The sequence below is a fragment of the Pseudomonas sp. PME37.24/025 genome, assembly GCF_055556615.1.
On record NZ_JBVHNK010000005.1, the window covers coordinates 179392 to 203536 of the forward strand.

The 24145-nt window shown below is 60.8% G+C and carries 19 protein-coding genes and 1 pseudogene; 12 read left to right on the plus strand and 8 right to left on the minus strand.

Annotation, left to right across the window (positions count from 1 at the left end; genetic code table 11):
* Positions 1 to 35: 35 nt before the first annotated feature.
* From ACZ3HH_RS11220 to ACZ3HH_RS11230, 3 genes are all read right to left on the minus strand, one after another.
* Positions 36 to 713, minus strand: a complete 678-nt coding sequence (locus tag ACZ3HH_RS11220; RefSeq protein WP_465804573.1) for a DUF3313 domain-containing protein — start codon at positions 711 to 713, stop codon at positions 36 to 38.
* Between the two features lie 226 nt (positions 714 to 939).
* Positions 940 to 1434: a DUF934 domain-containing protein gene (locus ACZ3HH_RS11225; RefSeq protein WP_465804575.1), complete on the minus strand. Its 495-nt coding sequence runs from the start codon at positions 1432 to 1434 to the stop codon at positions 940 to 942.
* Positions 1431 to 3104 carry a nitrite/sulfite reductase gene (locus ACZ3HH_RS11230; RefSeq protein ID WP_465804576.1) on the minus strand — a complete coding sequence of 558 codons (1674 nt, stop codon included), beginning with the start codon at positions 3102 to 3104 and terminating at the stop codon, positions 1431 to 1433. The genes ACZ3HH_RS11225 and ACZ3HH_RS11230 overlap by 4 nt, the downstream gene beginning before the upstream one ends.
* 290 nt (positions 3105 to 3394) lie before the next feature.
* Here ACZ3HH_RS11230 and ACZ3HH_RS11235 point away from each other — a divergent pair.
* Positions 3395 to 3520: pseudogene (locus ACZ3HH_RS11235) on the plus strand (cbb3-type cytochrome c oxidase subunit 3); the annotation flags it as partial.
* 117 nt (positions 3521 to 3637) lie between these two features.
* Here ACZ3HH_RS11235 and ACZ3HH_RS11240 read toward each other — a convergent pair.
* Entirely contained in the window at positions 3638 to 4132 is a 495-nt protein-coding gene (locus tag ACZ3HH_RS11240) for a hypothetical protein (RefSeq protein WP_465804578.1), read from the minus strand.
* Between the two features lie 234 nt (positions 4133 to 4366).
* Here ACZ3HH_RS11240 and ACZ3HH_RS11245 point away from each other — a divergent pair, with 234 nt between their 5' ends.
* Positions 4367 to 5059: an aspartate/glutamate racemase family protein gene (locus ACZ3HH_RS11245; RefSeq protein ID WP_465804579.1), complete on the plus strand. Its 693-nt coding sequence runs from the start codon at positions 4367 to 4369 to the stop codon at positions 5057 to 5059.
* Positions 5060 to 5217: 158 nt separating this feature from the next.
* On the opposite strand, the gene ACZ3HH_RS11250 is transcribed toward ACZ3HH_RS11245, so the two are convergent.
* The 3 genes from ACZ3HH_RS11250 to ACZ3HH_RS11260 all read right to left on the minus strand — a co-directional run bounded on the left by ACZ3HH_RS11250 (position 5218) and on the right by ACZ3HH_RS11260 (position 8068).
* Entirely contained in the window at positions 5218 to 5745 is a 528-nt protein-coding gene (locus ACZ3HH_RS11250) for a GNAT family N-acetyltransferase (protein ID WP_465804581.1), read from the minus strand.
* Positions 5746 to 6561: 816 nt separating this feature from the next.
* On the minus strand, positions 6562 to 7542 hold the full coding sequence (locus ACZ3HH_RS11255) for a LysR family transcriptional regulator (RefSeq protein ID WP_465804583.1): 981 nt from the start codon (positions 7540 to 7542) through the stop codon (positions 6562 to 6564).
* Between the two features lie 85 nt (positions 7543 to 7627).
* Positions 7628 to 8068 (minus strand): carboxymuconolactone decarboxylase family protein, encoded by a 441-nt coding sequence (locus ACZ3HH_RS11260; RefSeq protein ID WP_465804585.1) that lies wholly within the window; start codon positions 8066 to 8068, stop codon positions 7628 to 7630.
* 206 nt (positions 8069 to 8274) lie between these two features.
* Between ACZ3HH_RS11260 and pdxR the strand changes: the two genes are divergently transcribed.
* The 3 genes from pdxR to ACZ3HH_RS11275 all read left to right on the plus strand — a co-directional run bounded on the left by pdxR (position 8275) and on the right by ACZ3HH_RS11275 (position 10825).
* The gene (gene pdxR, locus ACZ3HH_RS11265) at positions 8275 to 9708 is read left to right on the plus strand and encodes a MocR-like pyridoxine biosynthesis transcription factor PdxR (RefSeq protein WP_465804587.1); all 1434 of its coding nucleotides are present in this window, start codon (positions 8275 to 8277) and stop codon (positions 9706 to 9708) included.
* Positions 9709 to 9831: 123 nt separating this feature from the next.
* Positions 9832 to 10125 (plus strand): antibiotic biosynthesis monooxygenase family protein, encoded by a 294-nt coding sequence (locus ACZ3HH_RS11270; RefSeq protein ID WP_367371728.1) that lies wholly within the window; start codon positions 9832 to 9834, stop codon positions 10123 to 10125.
* 280 nt (positions 10126 to 10405) lie between these two features.
* The gene (locus ACZ3HH_RS11275) at positions 10406 to 10825 is read left to right on the plus strand and encodes a cupin domain-containing protein (protein ID WP_465804589.1); all 420 of its coding nucleotides are present in this window, start codon (positions 10406 to 10408) and stop codon (positions 10823 to 10825) included.
* A gap of 191 nt (positions 10826 to 11016) precedes the next feature.
* Here ACZ3HH_RS11275 and ACZ3HH_RS11280 read toward each other — a convergent pair whose 3' ends face one another.
* Positions 11017 to 15924 carry an NAD-glutamate dehydrogenase gene (locus ACZ3HH_RS11280; RefSeq protein WP_465804591.1) on the minus strand — a complete coding sequence of 1636 codons (4908 nt, stop codon included), beginning with the start codon at positions 15922 to 15924 and terminating at the stop codon, positions 11017 to 11019.
* A gap of 504 nt (positions 15925 to 16428) precedes the next feature.
* Here ACZ3HH_RS11280 and ACZ3HH_RS11285 point away from each other — a divergent pair.
* The 7 genes from ACZ3HH_RS11285 to ACZ3HH_RS11315 all read left to right on the plus strand — a co-directional run bounded on the left by ACZ3HH_RS11285 (position 16429) and on the right by ACZ3HH_RS11315 (position 23914).
* Positions 16429 to 16782, plus strand: a complete 354-nt coding sequence (locus ACZ3HH_RS11285) for a hypothetical protein (protein WP_465804593.1) — start codon at positions 16429 to 16431, stop codon at positions 16780 to 16782.
* A gap of 289 nt (positions 16783 to 17071) precedes the next feature.
* Positions 17072 to 18031 (plus strand): AAA family ATPase, encoded by a 960-nt coding sequence (locus ACZ3HH_RS11290; RefSeq protein WP_007901181.1) that lies wholly within the window; start codon positions 17072 to 17074, stop codon positions 18029 to 18031.
* Between the two features lie 5 nt (positions 18032 to 18036).
* Positions 18037 to 18981 carry a DUF58 domain-containing protein gene (locus ACZ3HH_RS11295; RefSeq protein ID WP_258621965.1) on the plus strand — a complete coding sequence of 315 codons (945 nt, stop codon included), beginning with the start codon at positions 18037 to 18039 and terminating at the stop codon, positions 18979 to 18981.
* Positions 18978 to 19472, plus strand: coding sequence for a DUF4381 domain-containing protein (locus ACZ3HH_RS11300; RefSeq protein ID WP_007901179.1), 495 nt, complete (start codon positions 18978 to 18980; stop codon positions 19470 to 19472). Before ACZ3HH_RS11295 ends, ACZ3HH_RS11300 begins: the two co-directional genes overlap by 4 nt.
* The gene (locus tag ACZ3HH_RS11305) at positions 19465 to 20544 is read left to right on the plus strand and encodes a vWA domain-containing protein (protein WP_465804596.1); all 1080 of its coding nucleotides are present in this window, start codon (positions 19465 to 19467) and stop codon (positions 20542 to 20544) included. Before ACZ3HH_RS11300 ends, ACZ3HH_RS11305 begins: the two co-directional genes overlap by 8 nt.
* Positions 20541 to 22277, plus strand: a complete 1737-nt coding sequence (locus tag ACZ3HH_RS11310; protein WP_465804598.1) for a tetratricopeptide repeat protein — start codon at positions 20541 to 20543, stop codon at positions 22275 to 22277. Before ACZ3HH_RS11305 ends, ACZ3HH_RS11310 begins: the two co-directional genes overlap by 4 nt.
* Positions 22274 to 23914, plus strand: coding sequence for a BatD family protein (locus ACZ3HH_RS11315; protein WP_465804600.1), 1641 nt, complete (start codon positions 22274 to 22276; stop codon positions 23912 to 23914). The genes ACZ3HH_RS11310 and ACZ3HH_RS11315 overlap by 4 nt, the downstream gene beginning before the upstream one ends.
* Positions 23915 to 24145 lie beyond the last annotated feature (231 nt).

The following is a 24145-nucleotide window of genomic DNA, read 5'->3' on the forward strand; positions in this document are numbered from 1 at the left end:
GCGGGCTTGCTCGCGAAGAGGCCCTCAGCCCCGCATTACTTGGACTTGGACTTGAGCTTCAGATACGACTGATGCATATCCGATGCCCAGCCATCGATCACGTTTTTCACGTCACCGGCCTTCATCACCTGATCTGAGCTTTCCAGCGGTTTGCCGATGCCCTTGCGCACCACCTGGGCCACGACTTTGTTGTTGCCGCCATCGAGAAAAACCGCTTCGGTGGCCAGATTGGTTTCCTGGTCGCGAATGCCGCTGGCTGTACTGACTGCCGCCGCCACCAGGGCGATCGGGATCACTTCATAAGGCTGGAGGCTTTCGGTCTTGCTGGTGACAGAGGTGATCGCCGCACGCACCACCATAACGCCAGGGCCGGGGCCGCTGGCCAATGGCAGGGATTTACCCACCTCGCGTTTGAGCGCTTGATCGTAGTAGCTGGTGATGCCGTTCAGCGTGGTCTGAGGGATTTTCACCGTCGGTTGCGGTTTGGGATAGAGCTGAGTCGGTTCGATGTAGACACTGGTGAATTTGTTGATATCGAGTTTGGGGTCCATCCAGCGCATCACCACGGCGCCCGATGGCGACTTGGCTTCCTTCAGCTGACTGTAGTCTTTGAGAAAACCGGAATACTGGTCTGGCTCAACGACTTTGCTGGAGCAGCCCACCACCCCGATAGAGGCGATGCACAGTGTGCTCATCATTAACGCAAGCTTCATGCTGTAACTCCTGTCAGAAGGCCGGGCAACAATATTGCATAGAGGAATTACAGGTATAGCCAATGCCCGGCACTTTGTTTTCAAAAAACACAATATTCATCTATTGCCACAGCACATCGTTGATATTCGAAGGGCCCCTTCGCGGGCAATCCACGCTCCCACAGGATTTTCGTCGCTCAAAACTCTTAACTTACTAGCATTGGGACAGGCCTCCTCGCCACAGGCTTCAGCGCCGTCTGAACAATGGCCGCGGCTCAATCACCGAGCGCCCATAAAGCACACTCATCCCCGCCAATCCCTTCAGTGCATCTTCGGCGGATTTGTCTTCGCGCACGGCAAAACTGTCGAAACCGCATTGGCGCATGTGGCTGAGTTGATCGCGCAGTACATCGCCAATCGCGCGTAATTCGCCTTGCCAACCGAAACGCGTACGCAACAGATAGGCTTGGCTGTAGGCGCGCCCGTCGCGAAAACTCGGGAAGTCCAGGGCAATCAACGGCAGGTCGGGCAACCATGGAGCGACGTTTGTCACTTCGTCGTTGGGACCCAGCCAGACGCCCTCGAGCGCTGATGTCCTGTCGGCATTCAGGGCCAGCCACTGGGGTAACGGCAGTATCAGCGGTCCGGCCGGCAATGCCTCCGTTGTTCCACGAATCAACTGCCACGGATCGTCTCGCACCCACTCGGCGCCGCTGTCTTGCAAACGCAGCAGATTGTTCATGCCGACACCTCCAGCATTTTCGGATACACCCGCTCCTTGAACGGCTCCAGACCGATGCGCGCCAAGGTATCGACGAACCGTTCCTCGCTTTCCCGGTAGCGAACGAACGTGGTAATGATCCGTTCAATGACACCGGGCACTTCGGTGGCGCTGAAGGATGGGCCAATGACTTTGCCCAACGCGCTGTTCTTGCCCTGGGCGCCGCCTAGAGTGATCTGGTACCACTCGCTGCCGTTTTTATCGACGCCTAGAATGCCGATATTGCCGATGTGGTGGTGGCCGCAGGCGTTCATGCAGCCAGAGATATTCAGGCTGATATCGCCCAGGTCATGCAGGTAATCCAGATCCTCGAAACGCGCCTGAATCGCTTGCGCGATGGGGATTGATTTGGCGTTGGCCAGCGCGCAAAAGTCGCCGCCGGGACAAGCGATGATGTCGGTCAGCAAGCCGATGTTGGCGCTCCCCAGGCCTTGCTCGCAGGCCAGGCACCACAATGCGTGAAGTCCAGCCTTGGGCACGTCCGGCAGAACGATGTTCTGTTCATGGGCGATACGAATTTCGCCGAAACCAAATTGCTCGGACCACTGGGCCACCGCGTCCATTTGCTCGGCGGTGACATCCCCCGGCGGCGCGGTGATGCCGGGCTTGGTCGACAGCACCACGCTGGCGTAACCCGCCACCTTGTGCGGCTGAACATTGCGCGCCACCCAACGGGCGAACGCCGGGTTCTCGGCCAGGCGTGTACCGAAGTCCAGATCAGTGCCGGCCAGTGAACGGTAATCGGGGGGCACGAAGGCACTGGCGACACGCTCATATTCAACGTCGGTCAACTGCGCCGGACCGTCCTTGAGGTACTCCCACTCCTCCTCCACTTCTCTGGCGAACGCTTCGATACCCAAAGCCTTGACCAGAATCTTGATCCGCGCCTTGTACTTGTTATCGCGCCGCCCGTGGCGGTTATAGACCCGCAGCACCGCCTCGACGTAGGACAGCAAGTGCTGCCACGGCAAGCCTTCGCGAATCTGCAAACCGAGGATCGGCGTGCGCCCCAAGCCGCCACCAACGATCACCCGCAAGAGCATTTGCCCGCTGTCATCGCGATAAAGATAAAGGCCGATGTCATGCATCATGATCGCCGCGCGGTCCTGCTTCGCCGAGCAGATGGCGATTTTGAACTTGCGTGGCAGGAACAGGAATTCCGGGTTGATGGTCGACCATTGCCGCAGGATCTCTGCCAATGGGCGCGGGTCCATCAACTCGTCCGCCGCGACGCCGGCGAAGGCTTCGGTGGTGATGTTGCGCACGCAGTTGCCGGAGGTCTGGATCGCGTGCATTTCCACCTCGGCCAGGCGTTCGAGGATGTCCGGCACCTGAGCCAGTTCGATCCAGTTGAACTGCATGTTCTGCCGGGTGGTGAAGTGGCCGTAGCCACGATCGTAGTCCCGCGCAATGCTCGCCAGAATGCGCATTTGCTTCGCACTCAGCGTGCCGTAGGGAATCGCCACGCGCAGCATGTAGGCATGCTTTTGCATGTACAGGCCGTTCTGCAGGCGCAGGGGCAGGAACTCTTCTTCGCTCAATTCTCCGGCCGTGAAACGTTCGACCTGATCGCGAAACTGCGCAACACGCTCGAACACCAGGGCTCGGTCATAGTCGTCGTACTGATACATGTGGCTGCCACCTCATCAGGATTATCGGGCTCTGTGGCTGATGCCAGTCAGTCAGGTGCAGAACCTGTGGCTCGTTTTCGAGGGGGCAACTATGCGACAGCAGCGCAGCACGTTACAGATTCAGCTAAACACTAAAAAACCGTATCAGGGCTCGGCCTACGGCCGCAGGCGCGCGCTGCATCTGATCCGCATAAACTCGGTTTTTCTGAGTCTGTTTTGTGCACATCGCCTCGATGTGGGTCAACGGCATTACCCAGGGTTTGATGTAGCGCGATCAACGACGACGGCACGATGCCAGCCTGATTCCGTTCGTCGATGACCCTGAGGTGGCTCGGCGCGTTGAACAGGCCACCGGCAAGAAAGTGAACGCAGTGGCGCCGGAAGAGGTGAAGCCGGGTTGGGGCACGATCAATGTGGGAGCGGGCTTGCTCGCGAAGGCGGTGTGTCAGGCAACATTGATGCCGACTGACACTCCCTCTTCGCGAGCAAGCCCGCTCCCACAGTGGTTATGTGTTGGTCACAAATAACACGCTTCAGCCGCGCTCGCGGGGAATCAGGCTCTGCAGCTGCTGCGCCAGGAAGTTCGCATCGAAGGCAAAGGTATCCGGGTCTTTCAAGCCATTGGTCTTGCGCCACTGCCAACTGCTGGAGGGCGGCAGGCACACCAGCGAAATGCTGCCATAACGCGCGGCGGTCAAGCCCATCACTGCCAGGGAAATCTGCCCACCCGCGCCCATCACGTCCGGCACGAACTCCACCGGTTTACCGGCAATCACAATGGACAGTTTCTCGGTCTTGAACGTCGACGTCTCCGCCGGCACGCTCGACCCGGACGCGACATACGCCTCGCGGCTCACTTCCAGCAGATTCGGCGTCAGAACCGGTGCCAGCCACTGCTGGATCTGATCGAACAACTCACCAATGCGCGTCGCCCACACGGCCGATTGCGACTCAAACAGTTGCTTCTTGTGCGCTTCGCTATCTGCATAGTGGCGAAGCATCTCGCCCAGTTGCTGTACATCGTCCATTGCGGTGTTCCTTTGGTTGAAGCGGTGCTGCGGACTTTGAGCATGGCAGATGCCGACCGCTCGCGTACAGAAAAGGTGCGAACGGCTACAGAGGCTCGGTAGATGAAAAAGCACCATGACACTTCACCGAAAGATGAACGGTACAGTTGATTTTCGCTGGTATCCGCCGTTGCACAAACGGAAACTCCCTTCAGGCCTGACCTATCAACACAGGCCATAGCCCGAGGAAATCCAATGCGCACCATCGGCCTTATCGGCGGCATGAGCTGGGAGTCCAGCGCCGAGTATTACCGTCTCATCAATCAGCAGGTACGTGATCGCCTCGGGCCGTTGCGCTCGGCGAAATTGCTGATGTACAGCGTCGACTTCGGCCCTGTCGAACAGGCTCAGCATGCCGGGCGCTGGGACGATGCGGCGGCGATTCTGGTGGATGCGGCCCAGCGTCTGCAGGCGGGTGGCGCCGAGTGCGTGGTGCTGTGTACCAACACCATGCACAAGGTGGCCGGGCAGATTCAGGCAGCCATCGATATTCCGTTCCTGCACATTGCCGACCCGGCCGGTCAGGCTGCACTGGACGCCGGTGCGCTGCGAGTGGGTTTGCTGGGCACCGCGTTCACCATGGAACAGGACTTTATCAAGGAGCGTCTGACGGCCAAGGGCCTGACGGTGCTGGTGCCGGACGCCGAGGAGCGCCAAGCCGTGCACCGAATCATCTATGACGAGTTGTGTGTCGGGGTAATCAGTGAGGCGTCACGCCAGGTCTATCAACGGGTGATCGAATCGCTGACCGAACGCGGCGCCCAGGCGATAATCCTCGGCTGTACCGAAATCGGCCTGCTGATCAAACCCGAGCACAGCGCCCTGCCCTTGCTCGACACCACCGAACTGCATGCGCGGGCGGCGGTGGCGTTCGCGTTGGGTGACTGACTCGGCTTTGGCCTGATGCCGGTAAGTCAAGGCGCAGAACCTGTGGGAGCGTGGCTTGCCCGCGAAGAATTCACCGCGGTTTTTCAGGTATTACGCGTCATCGTTCTTCGCGGGCAAGCCACGCTCCCACAGGATTTTCGTCGCTCAAATTTCGTGACTTACCGGCATTGGCCCTCGGGCGTGCGACGCAGGCGCGCCATGCTCAGGGTATCGACCAGCCGACCGTCACGCACGGCGTAATCGCGAAACAGGCCTTCGGTTTCAAAGCCGAATTTTTGGTAGAGGCCGATGGCTGCTTCGTTGTCGGCGTACACCGAGAGTTCGACCCGTTGCAGGTTCATCCAGTTGTCGGCGATGTCCAGCGCTGCTGCCAGCAGTTTCGAACCGACGCCCTTGCCCTGCCACGCCACGGCGACACCCATGCCGAAGCTGCCGGCGTGGCTGCGGCGGATTCGCGAAAACTGTTCCAGGCCAATATTGCCGATGACCGAGCCCTGATGCAGTGCCACCAGTTTCACCGCGCGTTCGTTGTCCGCCATCAGGCGTTGGCGCCAGACCTCGGTGGACTGAAACGGCATTTGCAGCACCTGCCGGGCCACGGCCGGGTCGTTGTAGAGCGCGGTGACGCCCTCGATGTGGTGTTCGCTGAAGCGTTCGAGGTGAATAGCGGGGTCGTGGTCAGGCATGGCGGTGTTCGTCCTTGATCGGTGTGTGGCCGATCACTCTAAACCGCAATCCCCATGAGTGGCGAGATCAAAATGTGGGAGCGGGCTTGCTCGCGAATGCGGTGTGTCATTCAACATCCATGTCGACTGAATAACCGCTTTCGCGAGCAAGCCCGCTTGTGTCTAGGCGGCAAGATAGACTCTGGGGCGAGAGGGGTGGATGCTCGGCACCGCACGCTCGCTGGTGCAAGCCTCCATCGACGGTTTGCACAACGCGCAAGCAGGCGGTGACGCATGAATCCACACATTCCGATGACTCACAATGACGGTGACATTACGGTGCTGCGTCGCCAGGTGGCGGTGTTTTTTTGCCCCCATTAATAAAAGAGCGGCATGGTTGGACGGTTGACGCGACAACCACCTGCTAGAGTAGAAAGCATACCAATCGACTATCCGGCACCGGAGTCGTACACCGCCACCCGGACTTTCGACTTGAGCAACGACGTTATTGGCCGGACTGAATGTCACCTTCGGAAATGAGGAAATTTCTATGAGAGGTTTGCTTCGCGCCGCTGGATTCAGCCTGATGGCGCTTTTCGCAAGTTGTGGGGTCGGTGCTCAGACAGTGCACAGTCATGCGGCGCCTGCCTTCACCACCACACCGGCCGATATCCAAGCGGATAGTCAACGAGATTGATCGTTCCCATGTTCCACGCAGAGCGTCGGGACGGGCTTGCTCGTGAGGGCGACCTGTACCGTCGACATTGATGTCGAATGTGAGGGCCCCTTCGCGAGCAAGTCGGATCGCCGCACCGCCGCTCCCACATTAGTTAGTCGTCAACTCTCGAACCACTCCCGCCGCTCGTTGAAGGTGTTGTGGATCAGCCCGACGATTCCCTGCACCTCGGCCTCATTCCGCGAGTCGGTATTGACCGCCATCCACACCTGGCGCTGCATCGGTTGCTTGAAAAGCCCGGGCAATGCCACCAGCGCCCGGTCGAATTGGCTCATGTAGTGCGGCAACAAACCGATGCAGGCGCTGCAACGGATCATCTCCAGCATCAGCTCGTAGGAATGCAGCTGCACCACCCCCGCCAGGCGCTGCTCCACCAAACTGTTCCACGGGCCAAAAGTGGCGATATGGCGGTCGTGCTGCCATTGCACCAGCATGAAATCGGCCAGGTCACCCAGGCTGTCCGGCCGCGCCGCGACCCGTGAATACCGTTTGGCGATGTGCGGCATATAATCCAGCCGCGCGAGACGCTGGGGCTCACTGATAGCGAAACTGGGGCCTGGCAACGGCGAATCGGTGCCGGCCAGCCACACCACCACATCGGCACTGATCGCTCGCAGGGACAGTTCGCTGTCCAGGGAAATGATGTCCAGACGCACACTGGCGTTGCGCCGCAGCAGCGAGACCAGATCACGGCCGAGGATGTCGTGCAGGATGGACTCCGCCACGGCCAGGCGAATCAAGGGTTGTTCGATCACCGGCAAGTCGCGTTCACGGGCCAGGGCAATCAACTGCGCCTGAAGCTGCAAGCCGTCACGACTGAGGGCAAAGCCATTGCCCGAATGGCTGAACAGCGAACACTGCAATTGCGCTTCAAGTTGCGCCAATTGTTTACGCAATTGAGTCGACTTGATGTTGAGGCTGCGGGCCGCTTGCATGAAACAGCCGCAACGGGCACTGACCATGAACGACTGCACCAGCACTGAATCAATGCCGGCTACCCGCGAGTGCTGGGATTCGCGCTGTTCTACGGGCCAGCGGTACTCGGCCATCCCCTGGCGCGAGGTGGATTCCATGAATGACATTGATGACTCCCTGTCGATCTGTCCTTGAGCGTTTTATCCTGCTGACTGTTCATGAACCTGATATGACAATCGGGCAAAAACCGGATCAACCGCTGGGCGTTTGCCGAAAGCTCACCGCCAGGCGATTCCAGCTGTTGATGGTGCTGACGGCCATCGTCAGATCGACCAGTTCACCTTCGCTTAACTGTTCCCGGGCCAGTACGTAAACGTCATCCGGCACGTGGCTTTCCGAGAGCAGGGTTACCGCTTCGGTCCAGGCCAGGGCAGCGCGCTCCCGAGGGTTGAAGAAGCTGCTGTCGCGCCAGACCACGATTGCATACAGCCGGCGATCGCTCTCGCCGAAGCGACGCGCGTCCACCGAGTGCATGTCGGTGCAGAAGGCGCAGCCATTGAGCTGCGAGGCGCGGATTTTGATCAGGTTCAACAAGGCCGGCTCAATGCTCAGGTCGCGGGTCAAGGCCTCCATGGCGATCATGGCTTTCATCGCTTTGGGGGATGCGCTGTAGTAATCCAGACGGGAGTTCATGGGGCGACCTCGTGGATCGGATAGATGACTCCAAGGTAGAGCCTGATCCGCGGGCGTCACAGGTCCAATTCGTCGAAAAACCCATGGACCGCCCGGCAGCAGGCCAATCGCAGGTTTTTCGCCCACGCAACTTCTGTGCAGCCATTCATGCGGGTAATCTGGCGCGACGCACAGTCGCCTCAACCGCCCCAGGAGCCCCCGCCGGTATGGAACTTCACGTTGTCATCAACGGCCGCAAGGACCTGGCAGGCCAGTTGTACCGGCAACTGCGCGACGCCATTGAATCCGGCCGTCTGGCGGCCGGGGCGCAGCTACCGCCCAGCCGCTTGCTGGCCGAACAACTGGGGATCTCGCGCAAGACCATTTCCGACACGTATGCGCAACTGACCTACGAAAACTTCCTCACCGGGGTGATCGGCAAAGGCACTTACGTCAATGCCCGGGCGGCGAAAACCGTTCGCAAGCAGAGCCATTCGGAGCTGGCGAGCTTTGATGTCATCGAACGCTGGCGCAGCCTGCCGACATTCTTGCGCCACCCGACGCTGGAAGGCTCGCTGCGTTACGAGTTCATCGGTGGCGCCACCAGCAAGGGCCAGTTTCCGCAGGACGATTGGCGCCGTTGCACTTCCCATGCCTTGCGCCAAATGGCCGGTTCCAAAGGTTTCTATAGCCTGCCCGAAGGCCTGCCGGCGCTGCGCAATGCTATCGCACGGCACATCGCGTTTTCGCGTGGGGTCAATTGTCAGGACGAAGACGTGGTGGTGTGCAACGGCGCGCAACAGGCGCTGGACCTGATTTCCCGGGTCCTGACCCAACCGGGCAGTTTGGTCGCCATGGAAGACCCCGGCTACCCGCCGGCGCGTCTGTTGTTCGGGAGCCATGGCGCGACGGTGGTCGGCGTTCCGGTGGATGCGCAAGGCATTCAGGTCGAGCACATTCCCGATGGCACCCGGCTGATTTACGTCACTCCTTCCCACCAGTTCCCGCTGGGCATGCCCATGAGCCAGCCCCGCCGAGAAGCCCTGCTCGCAAGGGCCTATGAGCTGGGGGCGATCATCATCGAAGACGATTACGACAGCGAATTCCGCTACGAAGGCCGGCCCACCGACTCGCTGCAAAGCCTGGATGAGCGCGGCATCGTCGCCTACGTCGGCACTTTCTCGAAGACTCTGTTGCCGGAATTGCGGCTCGGTTATGCGATTTTGCCGCCGGCGATTCTCGAAGCGGTGATCCGCGCCAAGCAGCTCACCGACCTGCATACCTCCACCCTGCCCCAATGGGCGCTCGCCAAGTTCATCGCCGAGGGCTGTCTGCTCAAGCACATCCGGCGCTGCCATACGATTTACGCCGGGCGCCGTGAACGGATCCTGGCGCGCATGGCGGGCGATCTTTCACCGTGGTTTGAAGCGGTCCCGACCACGGCCGGGTTCCACATGGCGGTGCTGTGTAAGGTGCCGGTGGATATTCCATTGGTAATCGAATTGGCAAAAAAAGTCGAAGTGGGGCTCTATGCCCTGGACGACTTTTTTTACCAGCAAACGCCGCGGGCCGGGCTTTTCCTGGGGTTCGGCGCGATCGAAACCCTGGACATCGACATTGCCCTGGACCGCTTAAGGGACATTTTGCAGCAGCTTGGCTGAGGGATTGGTCTGCGGCTTTATCTGGCGATTGGCTATTGGCGGTCTGGGGGTGCAGGCCTATCCTGATTGGGCGTTATCCCTCAATGAGCAGGATTCGTCCGGCCTGATTCAGGAGTGTGAGCAATGTCCAACGAAGTGATCAACACCGTAAAGGTGCAGGCTGCCGCCGGCCGTTCGGACGAACTGGGTAAGCAACTGCAAAAAATTGTCGACACCCTGCGCGAACTTCCGGGCTGTGACTCCTATATGGTCGACCGCTGCCCCGAGGACGACACCCGCTGGACGGTCAGCGCCCGCTGGCAATCGGAAGCGGCCATGCACTCGCATTTCAACTGCCCCGAAGTGCAAGGCTTTATCGGCCTGATCGACAGCCGACTGGCTAATGCCGTCGACTTCAACAGCTTTCCAATCGTCTGACAAACACCTGTGGCGAGGGAGCTTGCTCCCGCCGTCCGGTCCGCGCTCGGGCGCAGCAGACGTAATCCGGCGAACGCAGTCTGCCTGGTCCTGCGCGTCCACCGGTTTTGGGGCCGCTGCGCAACCCAGCGGGAGCAAGCTCCCTCGCCACAGTTCATCATCCTTTAGCCCTGCGCACTCTGTGATTGGCCCCCTCACCTTCCCGAAAATTGGCCGTTTGATTGCTCGATAGCGCGGCTTACTGTGGTCCCTGACGACTCACCACCTCAGGTAATCAACCATGAATGCGCTTCGTTTTTTTGCTGCTCCTCTCGCCGCCCTGACGCTGAGTGTTTCAGCCCCGGCATTCGCCCACGACACCGCCCCCCCGTCAGAAAAAGTCACCGTCCTGCAGGACCAGATGCTGAAAAACGCACCCGGTAAAAAAGCCTTGATGATCGAAGTCGATTACGAGCCCGGTCAATCGTCCATCGCCCATAAACATCAGGGCACGGCCATGGCCTATGTGCTTTCGGGGGAGATCATTTCGCAAGTCAAAGGTGAAAAAGCGATCACCTACAAGGCGGGCGAGTTCTGGTACGAACCGGCCGGGTCGGAACATCTGGTCTCGAAAAACGCCAGCGCCACTCAACCCGCCAAGCTGTTGGTGTTCATGGTGTTGGCCCCGGATGAGAAAGTGTTGATTCCCTTGGAAAAGTGATCGCGGAGGTGATGCTGACGGCCTCATCGCGGGCAAGCCCGCTCCCACAGGTGACCGGGTTATTCCAGAAGCATGCGATCCACTGTGGGAGCGGGCTTGCCCGCGAAGAGGCCCGACCAGCCACCACAAAACCTTCAGACAAAAAAAAGCCCCATCTCTTTCGAGACGGGGCTTCTTCATTCAGCGCCTGATCAGGCCGCCGGTTCCAACTCAGCGCTGGCAGTGCTAGTGGCAGTGACTGGCACCACCGCTTGACCGCTCAACGCCAGGTCCAGCAGTTCGCGGTTGGCCACCGCGTACATGGCGTAGTCAGTGCCGCTGGCGGCACGGATTTCCACCAGCATGGCGCGCCAGCGTTCGATCATGCCTTCGTGCTCTTCCATCCACAGCGCCAGGCGTGTTTCCACGTCCTGGGTGCCGTCGCCCTGTTGCAGGACGGAGATGGTGATCGCACGTTGTTGCCAATCGACGTCATCACGGAACGCTTCACGGGCCAGGGCTTGCCAGTTGTTTTCAACCGGCAGAGCACTGATCTGTTGCAGGTACCAGGTGATGTCCAGCGCGCTGCCCACGGCGAAGTAGGCCTTGGCCACGTCGGCTGCGTTCTGGCCGGTCACGTCCGAAGCTTCGATGATCGGCAGCAAGGTGTACAGGTGAGTGGTGCCTGCAACCATGCGAGCCAGCAACTCAGGCACGCCAGCAGCGACGTAAGCCTGGTAGCGAGTCTGCCAGCCTTCGCGGGTCGGGCCTTCCAGCAGTTCGTCGAGCTTGAGGCCCAACGCCGCCAGGTGCGGACCGAAGTGTGCGACGTCACGGGCGGCATTCTGCTCGTTGCGACGGCTGCGCAGGAACCAGCGCGTAGCGCGACGGCCCAGACGCATCAGCTCGTCCATCAGCTCCAGTTGCACATCAGCGGAGACCTGGTAGTCCAGGGCTTCTATCTGCCGGAACCAGTGCGGGAGATGGAAGATATCCCGAACTATTACATATGCCCCCGCAACATTCGCCGGGCTCATGCCGGTCGACTCTTTGAGTCGTTGAACGAAGGTGATGCCCATGTGGTTGACCAGATCGTTGGCGATCTGGGTGCTGACGATTTCGCGCTTCAGACGGTGACGGCGCATGGCAGCGGAGAACTTGCTGACCAGCGTCGGCGGGAAAGCGGTTTCCATGTCGCGGGTCAGGTAGTCGTCGTCCGGCACCAAGGAGTTGAGCAGCGCTTCCTTGAGGTCGATCTTGCTGTAGGAGATCAGCACCGACAGCTCGGCACGGGTCAGGCCGTGGCCTTCCGCGAGGCGTTCGTTGATCGCTTCTTCCGCCGGCAGGAACTCGATGGCGCGATCCAGCTTGCCGCGGCCTTCCAGATCGTTCATCAGGCGCTTGTATTCAGCAATCCGCACGAAGGCACGGCGCGCCGCCAGGGACAGGGCCTGAGTCTGCTTGTAGTTGTTGCCAAGCACCAGGTTGCCGACTTCGTCGGTCATGCTCGCCAGCAACTGGTTACGTTGCTTGTCGGTCATGTCACCTGCGTGTACCACTTCGTTCAGCAGGATCTTGATGTTCACTTCGTGGTCGGAGCAGTCCACACCACCGGCGTTGTCGATGAAGTCGGTGTTGGAACCGCCGCCATTGAGGCCGAATTCGACACGACCCAGCTGGGTCATACCGAGGTTACCGCCCTCGCCCACGACTTTGCAGCGCAGTTCGTTGCCGTTCACGCGCAGTGCATCGTTGGCCTTGTCGCCGACATCGGCGTGGCTTTCGGTGCTGGCTTTCACGTACGTACCGATACCGCCGTTCCACAACAGGTCTACCGGTGCCTTGAGCAAGGCATTGAGCAGTTCGGTCGGGGTCAGCTTGTCAGCCTGAATGTCGAAACGCTCTTTCATCTGCGGGGAAATCGCGATGCTTTTTGCGCTGCGCGAGAAGATCCCGCCGCCTTCGGACATGATGCTGGTGTCGTAGTCAGACCACGCCGAACGCGGCAAGTCGAACAGACGCTGGCGCTCGGCGAAGCTGTTGGCAGGCGCAGGATTCGGGTCGATGAAGATGTGCAGGTGGTTGAAGGCAGCGACCAGTTGCAGCTTGTCGGACATCAGCAAGCCGTTACCGAATACGTCACCGGCCATGTCGCCGACGCCCACTACAGTGATGCTGTCTTCCTGAACATTGATGCCGCGCTCGCGGAAGTGGCGTTGTACGCCGACCCACGCGCCCTTGGCGGTAATGCCCATTTTCTTGTGGTCGTAACCGGCCGAGCCGCCGGACGCAAAGGCGTCGCCGAGCCAGAAGCCGTAGTCGATGGCGATACCGTTGGCGATGTCGGAGAAGGTTGCAGTGCCCTTGTCCGCCGCCACTACCAGGTACGGGTCATCGTCGTCATGACGCACGACGTTGGCCGGCGGTACCAGCGCGCCGTCTTTCAGGTTGTCGGTGATGTCCAACAGGCCCGAGATGAAGATGCGGTAGCAGGCGATGCCCTCGGCCGCGATCTCGTCACGGCTGCCGCCCAGTGGCAGGCGACGCGGCAAGAAGCCGCCCTTCGCGCCCACCGGCACGATGACCGAGTTCTTCACTTGCTGGGCTTTTACCAGGCCCAGGACTTCGGTACGGAAGTCTTCTTCACGGTCGGACCAGCGCAGACCACCACGTGCAACGTTGCCAAAGCGCAGGTGCACGCCTTCAACACGAGGCGAGTAAACGAAGATTTCGAACTTCGGAACCGGCTTTGGCAGTTCTGGAATCTGGTGCGGGTTGAACTTGAAGCTGAAGTAGGACTTGTTCTGACCGTTGGCGTCGGTCTGGTAGAAGTTGGTCCGCAGGGTTGCTTTGATCAGGTCCAGGTAACGACGCAGGATGCGGTCTTCGTTCAGCACCTGAACATCGTCCAGTGCGCTCAGAATCGCGTGTTCCAGACGTTGCTGCTTGTCTTCCAGATCGTCAGTGCCGAGCTTGCGCGCCAGGTAGAAACGAGTCTTGAACAACCGGGTCAACTCGCGAGCGATGTCGGTGTGGTTGTTCAGGGTGCTGGCGATGTAACCCAGGTCGAAGCCCAGACGGATCTGCTTCATGTAACGGGCGTAAGCACGCAGCAGCGCCACATCGCGCCATGGCAGGCCGGCGGTCAGCACCAGGCGGTTGAATGCATCGTTCTCGGCATCGCCACGCACGATGTGGACGAAAGCGTCCTGCAAGGTGTCGTTGAGTTGCTGGATGTCGAGTTCCAGGCCTTCAGCGGCGGTGAACGCGAAATCGTGAATCCAGAATTCGCGGCCACTGTTGTGACGCAGGCGATACGGGAATTCACCCAGCACGCGCAGGCCGAGGTTTTCCAGGATCGGCAACACGTCGGACAACGCCAGCGGCGTATCGGCGTGATACAGCTTGCAGTGCAGCTCGCGCTGACCGGAGACCTGACCCAGTGGCTGATAGAAGCTCATCACCAGCGGATTGGATTCTTTCAGGCTCAGCAGGTGCTGCATGTCGACCACAGCCGAGTGGGCTGCGAAACGCTCGCGGTAACCGGCCGGGAAGCCTTTCGGGAAATCGGCCAGCACGTTGGTGCCTTGGGCTTCGCCGAAGCTCTCGACCACCAGGCTCGCGTAGTCGTCCTGCCAGCTGCGGCAGGCCTGCACCACTTCTTTTTCCAGCAGAACCGGGTCGATGTCCAGACGGTTCTTCGGATCGACCCGCAGAATCAGTTGCACACGGGCCAGCACGGACTCGGAGAAGAAGGTCCAGAACTCGCAGTCCGAGGCTTTCAGGCGATCCATCAGCACTTGCTGGATCTTCTGGCGCACTTCGGTGGAGTAGATGTCGCGCGGCACGTAGGCCAGGCAGTAGCAGAAGCGGCCGTACGGGTCTTTGCGCAGGAACACGCGGATCTTGTTACGTTCCTGGATCTGCACGATCGACATCACGGTGGTGAACAGCTCGTCCACCGGGGTCTGGAACAAGTCATCGCGCGGCAGCACTTCCAGCACCTGGGCCAGTTCCTTGCCCAAGTGAGCCTTGGCCTGGAAGCCCGAACGCTGTTCGATGATCTCGACCTTGCGACGGATGTAAGGAATGACCCGCACGCTTTCGCCATACACCGAGGAGGTGTACAGGCCCATGAAGCGGCATTCTTTAACGACTTTGCCATTGGCATCGATCTGGCGGATCGACACGTAATCCGGGTACGCCGGACGGTGTACGCGGCTTGGGTGTGCAGCCTTGGCGAACGACAGTGGCGTTGGTTCACGCAGGTAATTGACGGCGTAGTCTTCGATGCGCAGATCATCGACGGTCAGGCCGGCGCGCAGCAGTTTGGTCAGGCCGAGGAACGAATTCTGGTCATATTCGATGTGACCGCCGTTCTGGTCTTCGCCCACCACGAATTCTTCGTAGCCCAGGAAGGTGAAGTGGTTGCCCACCAGCCATTCCAGGAAGCTCTTGATTTCGGATTTTTCGTCGGCGTTGATGATGAACTGGCTGTTGTCGATGCCTTCGATCAGCTCCTGGACCTTGGCTTTCATCGGCTCGAAATCGGCGACCGCGACGCGGACTTCGCCGAGAACCTGCTCCAGCTCTTTGGTCAGGACGTTCAGTTCGGCCGTGTTGGCGCAACGGTCGATTTCCAGGTACATCAGCGATTCTTGCAGAATGCCTTCGCCCTGGGTGCCTTTCGGCAGGATTTCCAGCAGCTCGCCCTTGCTGCCGCGACGCACGCTCAGCACAGTGGTTTGCAGGGTGTGAATGCTGTAGCCGCGACGGTTCAGCTCGGTACGCACCGAGTCCACCAGAAACGGCAGGTCGTGGTGCAGCACTTCGACCGCGGTGTGGGTCGACTGCCAGCCGTGGCGTTCGTAATCGGGGTTGTAGACGCGCACTTGCGGATGCGCGTGATCGAAGCGCTCAAGCAGGCGCCACGCAGAAAGGGTGCAGCCGGCGAGATCGGACAGCCGACGCTGGGTCAGCTCGTCCAGGGAAATAATGCCGAAAAATTGTTCGGCGAACAGCGCCACTTGTGGCAGTGCCTGTTCACTGATGTGCTGCGCCAGTGCCGCTTGCAGTTGGTGCTGGAAGTCGGCTTTGCTGGCTGCGGTGAAGAACGCCATCTGTGGTACTCCGCTTGGGCTTGTTATTGATGGAAGCGTCGCGTGCAAAACCCCTTTCGGGGCAATCCGTCACCCTGTTCCTGATTCTCGGGCAGAGGAAACAGAATGACAGGTGGATGAAGCTGGACGAGACACTCAGGTCACATTCACCTTCCATTGAATGGGCATCTGCAAAAACGACTGCGCGATCTATAGCGCAATGCCTTTACGGGTGCTCATCCGTAGCGCAGCTTAACGAGTGCAGCAAGGGCCGTGCTTGCAGCGCTGCGACATATTCGGTCATCGGCACGTAACTCGCGGCATGTGCCTCGAACAACACTAGCAGTCATGCTGGAAAATAGGCACTTTATGCCCGGCTTTACCGCACCCTCGTGCCAAAAATGACTGAGGACGCTCCGGATGTTCACGTCACATCTTCTGACACTCAGCCGAGCAGAAATTCCCCGGGGCTGGCAGAATTGCCTTTTGTTACGTTCACCACGCTCGCCGAGCCAGGATTTTCCCATGCAAATGACAACTGATCTCTTGATCGTCAACCCGTGCGACGAAGAAGAAGACAACTTGGCCATGCTCTGCTGCACCAGCGCCGACGGCGAAATGTTCCTGATGAGCCGTTTTCCGGACGAGGATGAGCTGGAGATCATCTTCCACGACAAACCTTCGGCCCTCAACGGTGTGAAAGTCACCCTCAGCCCTGACCGCCTGCTGATCGAAATCGCCGCTGCGGACGCCGATGTGCTCGATGGCGATGATTCGCTGGAAATTCTGCACAGCACTGATGCGCAGGATCTGGCGGAAGTGGAAGAAACCTTGCAGAACATCCTTAAAGGCACCGGCACTTACATCAGCCAGCTCTGATGGCGTTCGGGCGGGCCTCATCGCGGGCAAGCCCGCTCCCACAGGGTCTGATGTGTTGCAAAGATTGCAAGCACACCACTGAAACTTGTGGGAGCCGGGCTTGCCCGCGATGAGGCCAGAACAGCCACCGCCCGGCCCGGCCTACAAAATCCCAACAAATTTGCCCATCAATTCCCGCACTTTGCACAAAATGCCGTTAGTCGCCGCCCCCCGCGATGGATTAAAGTAACGCCCCCAGCCCTGGCGTTATTCGAACGTCTTCGGTCACCCTTTCCAGGAACAGTCATCGATGGAACATCGTGAAGCGCTGCTCGCGCTGCGAACCTTTCTTTCAACGCAGATTCTCGGCCAGGAAAAACTCATCGAGCGCTTGCTCATCGCCTTGCTCGCCGACGGCCACATGCTGGTCGAGGGCGCCCCGGGGCTGGCCAAGACCAAAGCCATCAAAGAGCTCGCCGAAGGCATCGAAGCACAGTTCCATCGCATCCAGTTCACCCCCGACCTGCTACCGGCCGACATCACCGGCACGGAAATCTATCGCCCGGAAACCGGCAGCTTCGTGTTCCAGCAAGGTCCGATTTTCCACAATCTGGTGCTGGCGGATGAAATCAACCGTGCCCCGGCCAAGGTTCAGTCGGCCCTGCTCGAAGCCATGGGCGAACGCCAGGTCAGCGTCGGGCGCAGCACCTACGACCTGTCGCCGCTGTTTCTGGTCATGGCCACGCAAAATCCCATCGAACAGGAAGGCACCTACCCGCTGCCCGAAGCCCAGCTCGACCGTTTCCTGATGCACGTAAAAATCGGCTTCCCTGACGCCGCGGTCGAGCGCCGGATTCTGCAACAGGCTCGTGGCGAAGCGCTGCATGGCGAAACCAAGCCCGAGCGCCGGGTCAGCCAGCAGGCGATCTTCGCCGCGCGCAAGGAAATCCTCGGGTTGTACATGGCCGACGCCGTGGAGGAATACCTGGTGCAACTGGTCATGGCCACACGCACCCCGGCCAAGTTCGACCCGGAAATGGCCGAATGGATCGCCTACGGCGCCAGCCCGCGTGGCTCCATTGCCCTGGACCGTTGCGCCCGGGCCCACGCCTGGCTCGCCGGTCGCGACTTCGTCAGCCCGGAAGACATTCAGGCGGTGCTGTTCGATGTGTTGCGCCACCGCATCATCCTTTCCTTTGAAGCCGAAGCCGCTGGCATCGACCAGGACCGGGTGGTCCAGCGGATTCTCGACGTCGTAGCCGTCGCTTGACCCCGATGAACGCCCTCCTGCCGCCCGAGCCGGGCATCCGCATCAGCCTTTCCGAGCTGATCAAGATGCGTCATCGCGTGCGTGAAGTGCAGCTGTTTTCCACGCCGAGCCAGCGCAGCCCGCTGATCGGCCTGCATCACTCCAAACTGCGCGGGCGCGGGGTGGACTTCGATCAGGTGCGGGTCTATCAGGCCGGTGATGACGTGCGGAGCATCGACTGGCGCGTCACCGCCCGAACCCAGGAGCCTCACACCAAGCTGTTCCACGAAGAACGCGAGCGACCGATTTTCATCATGGTTGAACAGAGTCGCCGGCTGTTTTTCGGCTCGGGGTTGATGTTCAAATCGGTGCTTGCCGCCCAGGCCGCGAGCCTGATTGGCTGGGCCGCGCTGGGCCATAACGACCGGGTCGGCGGGCTGGTGTTCGGCGACGACGAGCACTACGAAATCAAACCGCGGCGCAGCAAGCAGAGCCTGCTGCAATTGCTCAACCGCCTGGTGCGGGTCAATCAGTCGCTGCACACCGAGCGCGAGCCGGACCGCGACGCCTTCGGCATTGCCCTGCGTCGCGCCCGGGAAGTATTGCGCCCTGGCAGCCTGGTGATCGTGATCTGCGACGAACGCGCCTTGTCCGACGGTGCCGAGCAGCAGTTGAGCCTATTGTCACGTCATTGCGACCTGTTGCTGCTGCCGGTGTCCGATCCGCTGGATCACGCCCTGCCCGCTGCCGGGCTTTTACGCTTCGCGGAACGCGGTGCGCAGCTGGAACTCGACACGTTGAATTTCGACTTGCGCCAAGCCTATCGCGCACAAGCGGAGGCGCGTATCGCCCGTTGGGAGCTGCTGGCGCAGAAGTTGCGGGTATTGCTGATGCCTTTGAGCACCCAAAGCGAAATGGTCGAGCAACTGCGCGAATACCTGAACCCACAGCGTCCGGGGAAAGGTCGATGAGCAGCCTCGATCAACTGCAACCGCTGATTTCCCCGCCACCGATCGGCTTCTGGCCGCCGGCGCCGGGTTGGTGGCTGCTGCTGTTATTGCTGCCATTGATCGGTTTCGGCCTGTGGCAGTTGCGCCGTTTTATTCCGAACAAGCGCCCTATCGTCCGCGCCGAACAACCGCTGGACCCTGTGCGTCTCGCGGCGCTGGCCGAACTCGCCCGGATGCCCAAGCCCTATGACGGCGCCCCGGCCGGTGCCTGGCTGCAGCAACTCAATGGCTTGCTCAAACGCCTGTGCCGCAACCATTACCCCTACAGCCAGAGCCACACCCTTAACGGGCGCAAATGGCTGGCGTTCCTTGACAACCGCTGCCCGGCCGCAGGCCTTACGCGCTGGATGGTACTGGTGGAAGGCGCCTACAAACCCGAATGCAAACTCGACGACAAGGCCATCGCCGGCCTGACTCAAGCCGTCGACACCTGGATTCGCAAACATGTTTGAGTTCGCCTGGCCGTGGATCTTCGCCCTGCTGCCACTTCCGTGGCTGATGCGGGTGCTGTTGCCAGTCGCCGACAGTGGCGAACCGGCGCTCAAAGTCAGCTTCCTCAGCGACCTCGAAGGCCTCGCTCGCCGTCGCGCCCGGGCGAATCTGCCGGCATGGCGTCAGCAAGCACCGTTCATTTTGCTGTGGCTGTTATTGCTGATCGCCGCCGCGCGCCCGCAATGGCTGGGCGAACCCCTGCCGGTTGCCGCCAGCGGCCGCGATCTGTTGGTGGCGGTGGATGTATCCGGCTCGATGGACTTCCCCGACATGCAGTGGCAGGACGAAGACGTCAGCCGACTGTCGCTGGTGCAGCATTTGCTCGGTGACTTTCTCGAAAGTCGCGACGGCGACCGGGTCGGGTTGATCCTGTTCGGCAGCCAGGCCTATCTGCAAGCGCCACTGACCTTCGACCGGCACACCGTGCGCATTTGGCTCGACGAAGCGCGAATTGGCATCGCCGGCAAGAACACCGCCATCGGCGATGCCATCGGCCTGGCCCTCAAACGCCTGCGTCAACGCCCGGCACAGAGCCGTGTGCTGATTCTGGTCACCGATGGCGCCAACAATGGCGGCGAGATCGCCCCACTGACCGCCGCACGACTGGCGGCCAACGAAGGCGTGAAAATCTACCCGATCGGTATCGGTGCCGACCCGGAACAAAGCGGCACCCTGGGATTCCTGGGCATCAACCCGAGCCTGGACCTCGACGAACCGGCCTTGAAAGCCATCGCCCAAGCCACCGGCGGCCAATACTTCCGCGCCCACAACGGCGAAGAATTGCAGGCGATCAAGCGCACCCTCGACCAACTGGAACCCGTGACTCAACAACCCACCCAAGCCCGCCCGGCCCAAGCGTTGTATCACTGGCCTTTGGCGATGGCGCTGCTGTTGAGCATGCTGCTGGTGATCCGCGAGCGCTGGCCGGACAACCCGTTGCAACGGTTGTTTACCAAAGAGCGGTTTCTGCCATCGCAACTGCCCGACTGGCGTCAGCGACTCAAACGCCTGCGACTGCGGAGGCGTCGATGATTGCGCTCTGGCCGCACTGGTTCCGTCCCTGGTGGCTGCTGTTGTTGCCGTTGCTGGGCTGGTTGCTCTGGCAACTCTGGCATCGGCAGAAACGCGCCGGTCGCTGGCAAATGATTCTGCCCCCGGCCTTCCATGCCGCGTTGCTCAGTGGTGGCAGCGGTCGCGAAAGCAAACTGCCGTGGGTCGCTCTTGGTCTGGCCTGGGTACTGACCGTGCTGGCCCTGCTGGGGCCGAGCTGGCAGCGCGTCGAACAAACCAGTCAGAAACCCGCCGACCCGCTGGTGGTGTTGCTTGAGCTGACCCCGGAAATGCTCGCCACCGACATTGTGCCGAACAGGCTGGAACACGCCCGGCGCAAACTGTTCGACTTGCTGCAAAACCGTAGCGACGCGCAGACCGCAATCATCGTCTACGCCGGCAGCGCCCACACCTTGGTGCCGCTGTCGGATGACCTGTCGACCAGCCGCAACCTGGTGGATGCGCTCAAGCCGTCGCTGATGCCCCAGGCCGGTCATCGTGCCGATCTCGCGGTGGCCAAGGCCCTTGCACTGCTGGATCAGGGCGCACTCGGCCAGGGTCGGATCCTGCTGATCGGTTCGTCGCTGACGGAACAGGAACGCCAAGGGATTCGTCAGGCGCTGGACGACAAGTCCACGCCATTTCTGATGCTCGGTATCGGCACCGCCGAAGGTGCGCCGGTCGCACAGGACGACGGCAGTTTCCTCAAGGATGACCTGGGCGCAATTCTGGTGCCGCGTCTGGACGGCCCCAGCCTGAAGGCCTTTGCCAACGGTCTGGGTGGACGTTACCGCCAGGCGCGTCTGGACGATGCCGACCTGCGCGGCCTCGGCCTGCTCGACGGCCCACGGGATCTGCGCAACGACGGCCAGACGCTGCGTCTCGACACCTGGGCCGATCAGGGTTACTGGCTGCTGCTGCCACTGTTATTGCTGGCCGCTTGTGCCGGGCGCCGCGGCTGGCTGTTCTGCCTGCCGCTGCTGTTCCTGCTGCCGCAACCGAGTTACGCCTTCGATTTCGAAGACCTGTGGCTGCGTCCCGATCAGCAGGGCCTGCACTTGCTCAAACAAAAGCGCCCGGCCGAGGCTGCGCAGCATTTTGAAGATGCTCAATGGCAAGGCGTGGCGCTTTATGAAGCCGGCGACTACAGTGGCGCCGCTCAGCGGTTTGCCGAAAGCAATGACGCCCACGCCCACTACAATCGTGGCAACGCCCTGGCCAAAAGCGGTGAGCTGGAAGCGGCGCTAGACGCTTACGAACAAGCGCTGGAACGTCAACCGGATCTGCGCCCGGCCCTGACCAACAAGGCACTGGTGGAAAGTCTGCTCAAACAGAAGGCCTCAACGCCGCCCGTCGAGCCGGACAAAACCGCCGAGGGCAAAACCGAAACCATCGCCCAGGAACCGCCGCCGGGCAGCGCCACCCAACCCAGCAATGGCGAGCCGAAAACCGACGCTGAGCAAACCACGCCGGACGCCGAGCAGCCGCCCATGACGCCACCGCAACCGGGCGCCAATGAAGTCCCGGGCAGTGAGTTGGGCGATGAGCAAAACACCACGCCTCCGCGGCACCCGGCCAGCGACATGATCGAAGGCGAACAGCGCCAGGCGCTGGAGCAATGGCTGCGCAAGATCCCGGATGACCCCGGCGAACTGCTCAGACGCAAATTCTGGTACGAACAGCAACAACATCAGGATCAGGAAAAAACTCGATGACCCGCTTCACCGCCTTTTTGCTCGCACTGTTGCTCTGCACCGTTCAGGCCCAGGCTGCGGAGCTGGTCGCCAGCGTCGATCGCAGTCGCCTGAATTCCGGCGAGACGGTCGAACTGACTCTGGAAACCAGCGACGTGACCCAGTTCGGCAAACCCGACCTGACCCCGCTGGAACCGCTGTTCGAAGTGCGCGGCACCCGCCAGGTCAACCAACTGAACACCCTCAACGGCGACACCCAAGCGACCACGCGCTGGATTATCACCCTGCTGCCCCGGCAAAACGGCAGCGTGGTGATTCCGTCGCTGCAACTGGGCGACGTCCAGAGCCAGCCGATTACCGTGCAGGTGATCGAGAGCGAAACCCAGGACAGCAGCAACACACTGGCGCCAGTGTTCATCGAGGCCAGTCTCGACCAGAACAGTGTCTATGTGCAGGCCCAGGCGATCCTGACCTTGCGCATCTACCATTCGGTGTCCTTGTACGACGACAGCAGCCTGACTCCGTTGCAGATTCCCGATGCGCGCATCGAACAGCTGGGCGAGTCGCGCACCTACGAAAAAGTCATCAACGGATTGCGCCATGGCGTGATCGAAATGCGCTACGCGATCTACCCACAACACAGCGGTGAATTGACCATTCCGGCACAGATGTTCAGTGCCACGCCGGTCGATACCCGGCCGTCTCAGGACGCAACACCTCAAGGGCCGAAACCGGGCAAGCAGATGCGCGTCAAATCTGCCGAGGTCCCGCTGATGGTCAAGGCCAAACCCGGCACGTATCCGGCTGATGTGCCCTGGCTGCCGGCCCGCAGCCTGAGCCTGAGCGAAAGCTGGAGCCCGGAGCCGGACCATTTGCAGGTCGGCGACTCGCTGACCCGCAGCCTGACCCTGAACGCCGAAGGCCTCGCCAGTTCCCAATTGCCACCGTTGCCCGCCACCGAGATCAACGGCCTGCGGCGTTACCCGGATCAACCGGTGCTGGGCAACCAGAGCAGCGAACGCGGCTTGATCGGCAGTCGCGAGGACCGTGAAGCCCTGGTGCCGACCCGGACCGGCAACATCGACTTGCCGAGTGTTGAAGTGGTCTGGTGGAACACCTTCGAGGATCATCTGGAACACAGCAGCCTGCCGGCCCGTACGCTGCAAGTGGCGAGCAATCCGAGCCTGATCGTCGATACACCGGCGGGCAGCCCGCAGGCGATGTCCGGCACCAACAACGAAGCCCTCTGGTGGTGGAAACTCAGCACTGTGATTCTGGCCTGCACCACCCTGCTGGGCTTCGGCCTCTGGTGGCGCGCCCGCTCGCAACCGGCGATCCTGCGTGCCGCGCAAACCGGCCCGAGCCCACGCACCTTGCTCGACGACCTCAAGCGCGCCTGCCAGGCCAACGACACTCATGCCACCCGCCAGGCCCTCGACGCCTGGGCCCGGCAACAACCGGAAACCCTGGCCGACATGGCGGCGCGTTTTGTGCCGCTGTCCGATGCGCTGGACGGCCTGAACGGCGCGCTGTACAGCGAAACCGGCCAGTACTGGCAGGGCGAAGATCTCTGGCGCGCGATTCGTGCGATTCCGACGGCCGAAGGGGTTCAGGATCTGGTTGGCGATACCGGGTTGCCGCCGCTTTATCCGAAATAATCAGCGCCCCCTGTGGCGAGGGAGCTTGCTCCCGCTGGGCTGCGAAGCGGCCCCAAAACCATATCACTCGTTTCTTCTGACATAACACTGCAGCCATTTTGCGTCTGCTACGCAGCCGAACGGGAGCAAGCTCCCTCGCCACAGGTCTTCGGTTCGATCAGATCCATCGCGCCATCCTATGTGTTTGCCAGTAAACTCTCCTCCCTTTAGTCGCTGTCATTTTCCTCGCGA

What these genes read in the sequence shown, in the direction of transcription:
- ACZ3HH_RS11255 (WP_465804583.1), bottom strand. Translation starts at nt 7,542, where the DNA reads ATGTCATTCATGGAATCCACCTCGCGCCAGGGGATGGCCGAGTACCGC.
- ACZ3HH_RS11285 (WP_465804593.1), top strand. Translation starts at nt 16,429, where the DNA reads ATGCAAATGACAACTGATCTCTTGATCGTCAACCCGTGCGACGAAGAA.
- ACZ3HH_RS11310 (WP_465804598.1), top strand. Translation starts at nt 20,541, where the DNA reads ATGATTGCGCTCTGGCCGCACTGGTTCCGTCCCTGGTGGCTGCTGTTG.
- ACZ3HH_RS11280 (WP_465804591.1), bottom strand. Translation starts at nt 15,924, where the DNA reads ATGGCGTTCTTCACCGCAGCCAGCAAAGCCGACTTCCAGCACCAACTG.
- ACZ3HH_RS11260 (WP_465804585.1), bottom strand. Translation starts at nt 8,068, where the DNA reads ATGAACTCCCGTCTGGATTACTACAGCGCATCCCCCAAAGCGATGAAA.
- ACZ3HH_RS11240 (WP_465804578.1), bottom strand. Translation starts at nt 4,132, where the DNA reads ATGGACGATGTACAGCAACTGGGCGAGATGCTTCGCCACTATGCAGAT.
- ACZ3HH_RS11275 (WP_465804589.1), top strand. Translation starts at nt 10,406, where the DNA reads ATGAATGCGCTTCGTTTTTTTGCTGCTCCTCTCGCCGCCCTGACGCTG.
- ACZ3HH_RS11230 (WP_465804576.1), bottom strand. Translation starts at nt 3,104, where the DNA reads ATGTATCAGTACGACGACTATGACCGAGCCCTGGTGTTCGAGCGTGTT.
- ACZ3HH_RS11245 (WP_465804579.1), top strand. Translation starts at nt 4,367, where the DNA reads ATGCGCACCATCGGCCTTATCGGCGGCATGAGCTGGGAGTCCAGCGCC.
- ACZ3HH_RS11270 (WP_367371728.1), top strand. Translation starts at nt 9,832, where the DNA reads ATGTCCAACGAAGTGATCAACACCGTAAAGGTGCAGGCTGCCGCCGGC.
- pdxR (WP_465804587.1), top strand. Translation starts at nt 8,275, where the DNA reads ATGGAACTTCACGTTGTCATCAACGGCCGCAAGGACCTGGCAGGCCAG.
- ACZ3HH_RS11220 (WP_465804573.1), bottom strand. Translation starts at nt 713, where the DNA reads ATGAAGCTTGCGTTAATGATGAGCACACTGTGCATCGCCTCTATCGGG.
- ACZ3HH_RS11225 (WP_465804575.1), bottom strand. Translation starts at nt 1,434, where the DNA reads ATGAACAATCTGCTGCGTTTGCAAGACAGCGGCGCCGAGTGGGTGCGA.
- ACZ3HH_RS11290 (WP_007901181.1), top strand. Translation starts at nt 17,072, where the DNA reads ATGGAACATCGTGAAGCGCTGCTCGCGCTGCGAACCTTTCTTTCAACG.
- ACZ3HH_RS11300 (WP_007901179.1), top strand. Translation starts at nt 18,978, where the DNA reads ATGAGCAGCCTCGATCAACTGCAACCGCTGATTTCCCCGCCACCGATC.
- ACZ3HH_RS11250 (WP_465804581.1), bottom strand. Translation starts at nt 5,745, where the DNA reads ATGCCTGACCACGACCCCGCTATTCACCTCGAACGCTTCAGCGAACAC.
- ACZ3HH_RS11295 (WP_258621965.1), top strand. Translation starts at nt 18,037, where the DNA reads ATGAACGCCCTCCTGCCGCCCGAGCCGGGCATCCGCATCAGCCTTTCC.
- ACZ3HH_RS11315 (WP_465804600.1), top strand. Translation starts at nt 22,274, where the DNA reads ATGACCCGCTTCACCGCCTTTTTGCTCGCACTGTTGCTCTGCACCGTT.
- ACZ3HH_RS11305 (WP_465804596.1), top strand. Translation starts at nt 19,465, where the DNA reads ATGTTTGAGTTCGCCTGGCCGTGGATCTTCGCCCTGCTGCCACTTCCG.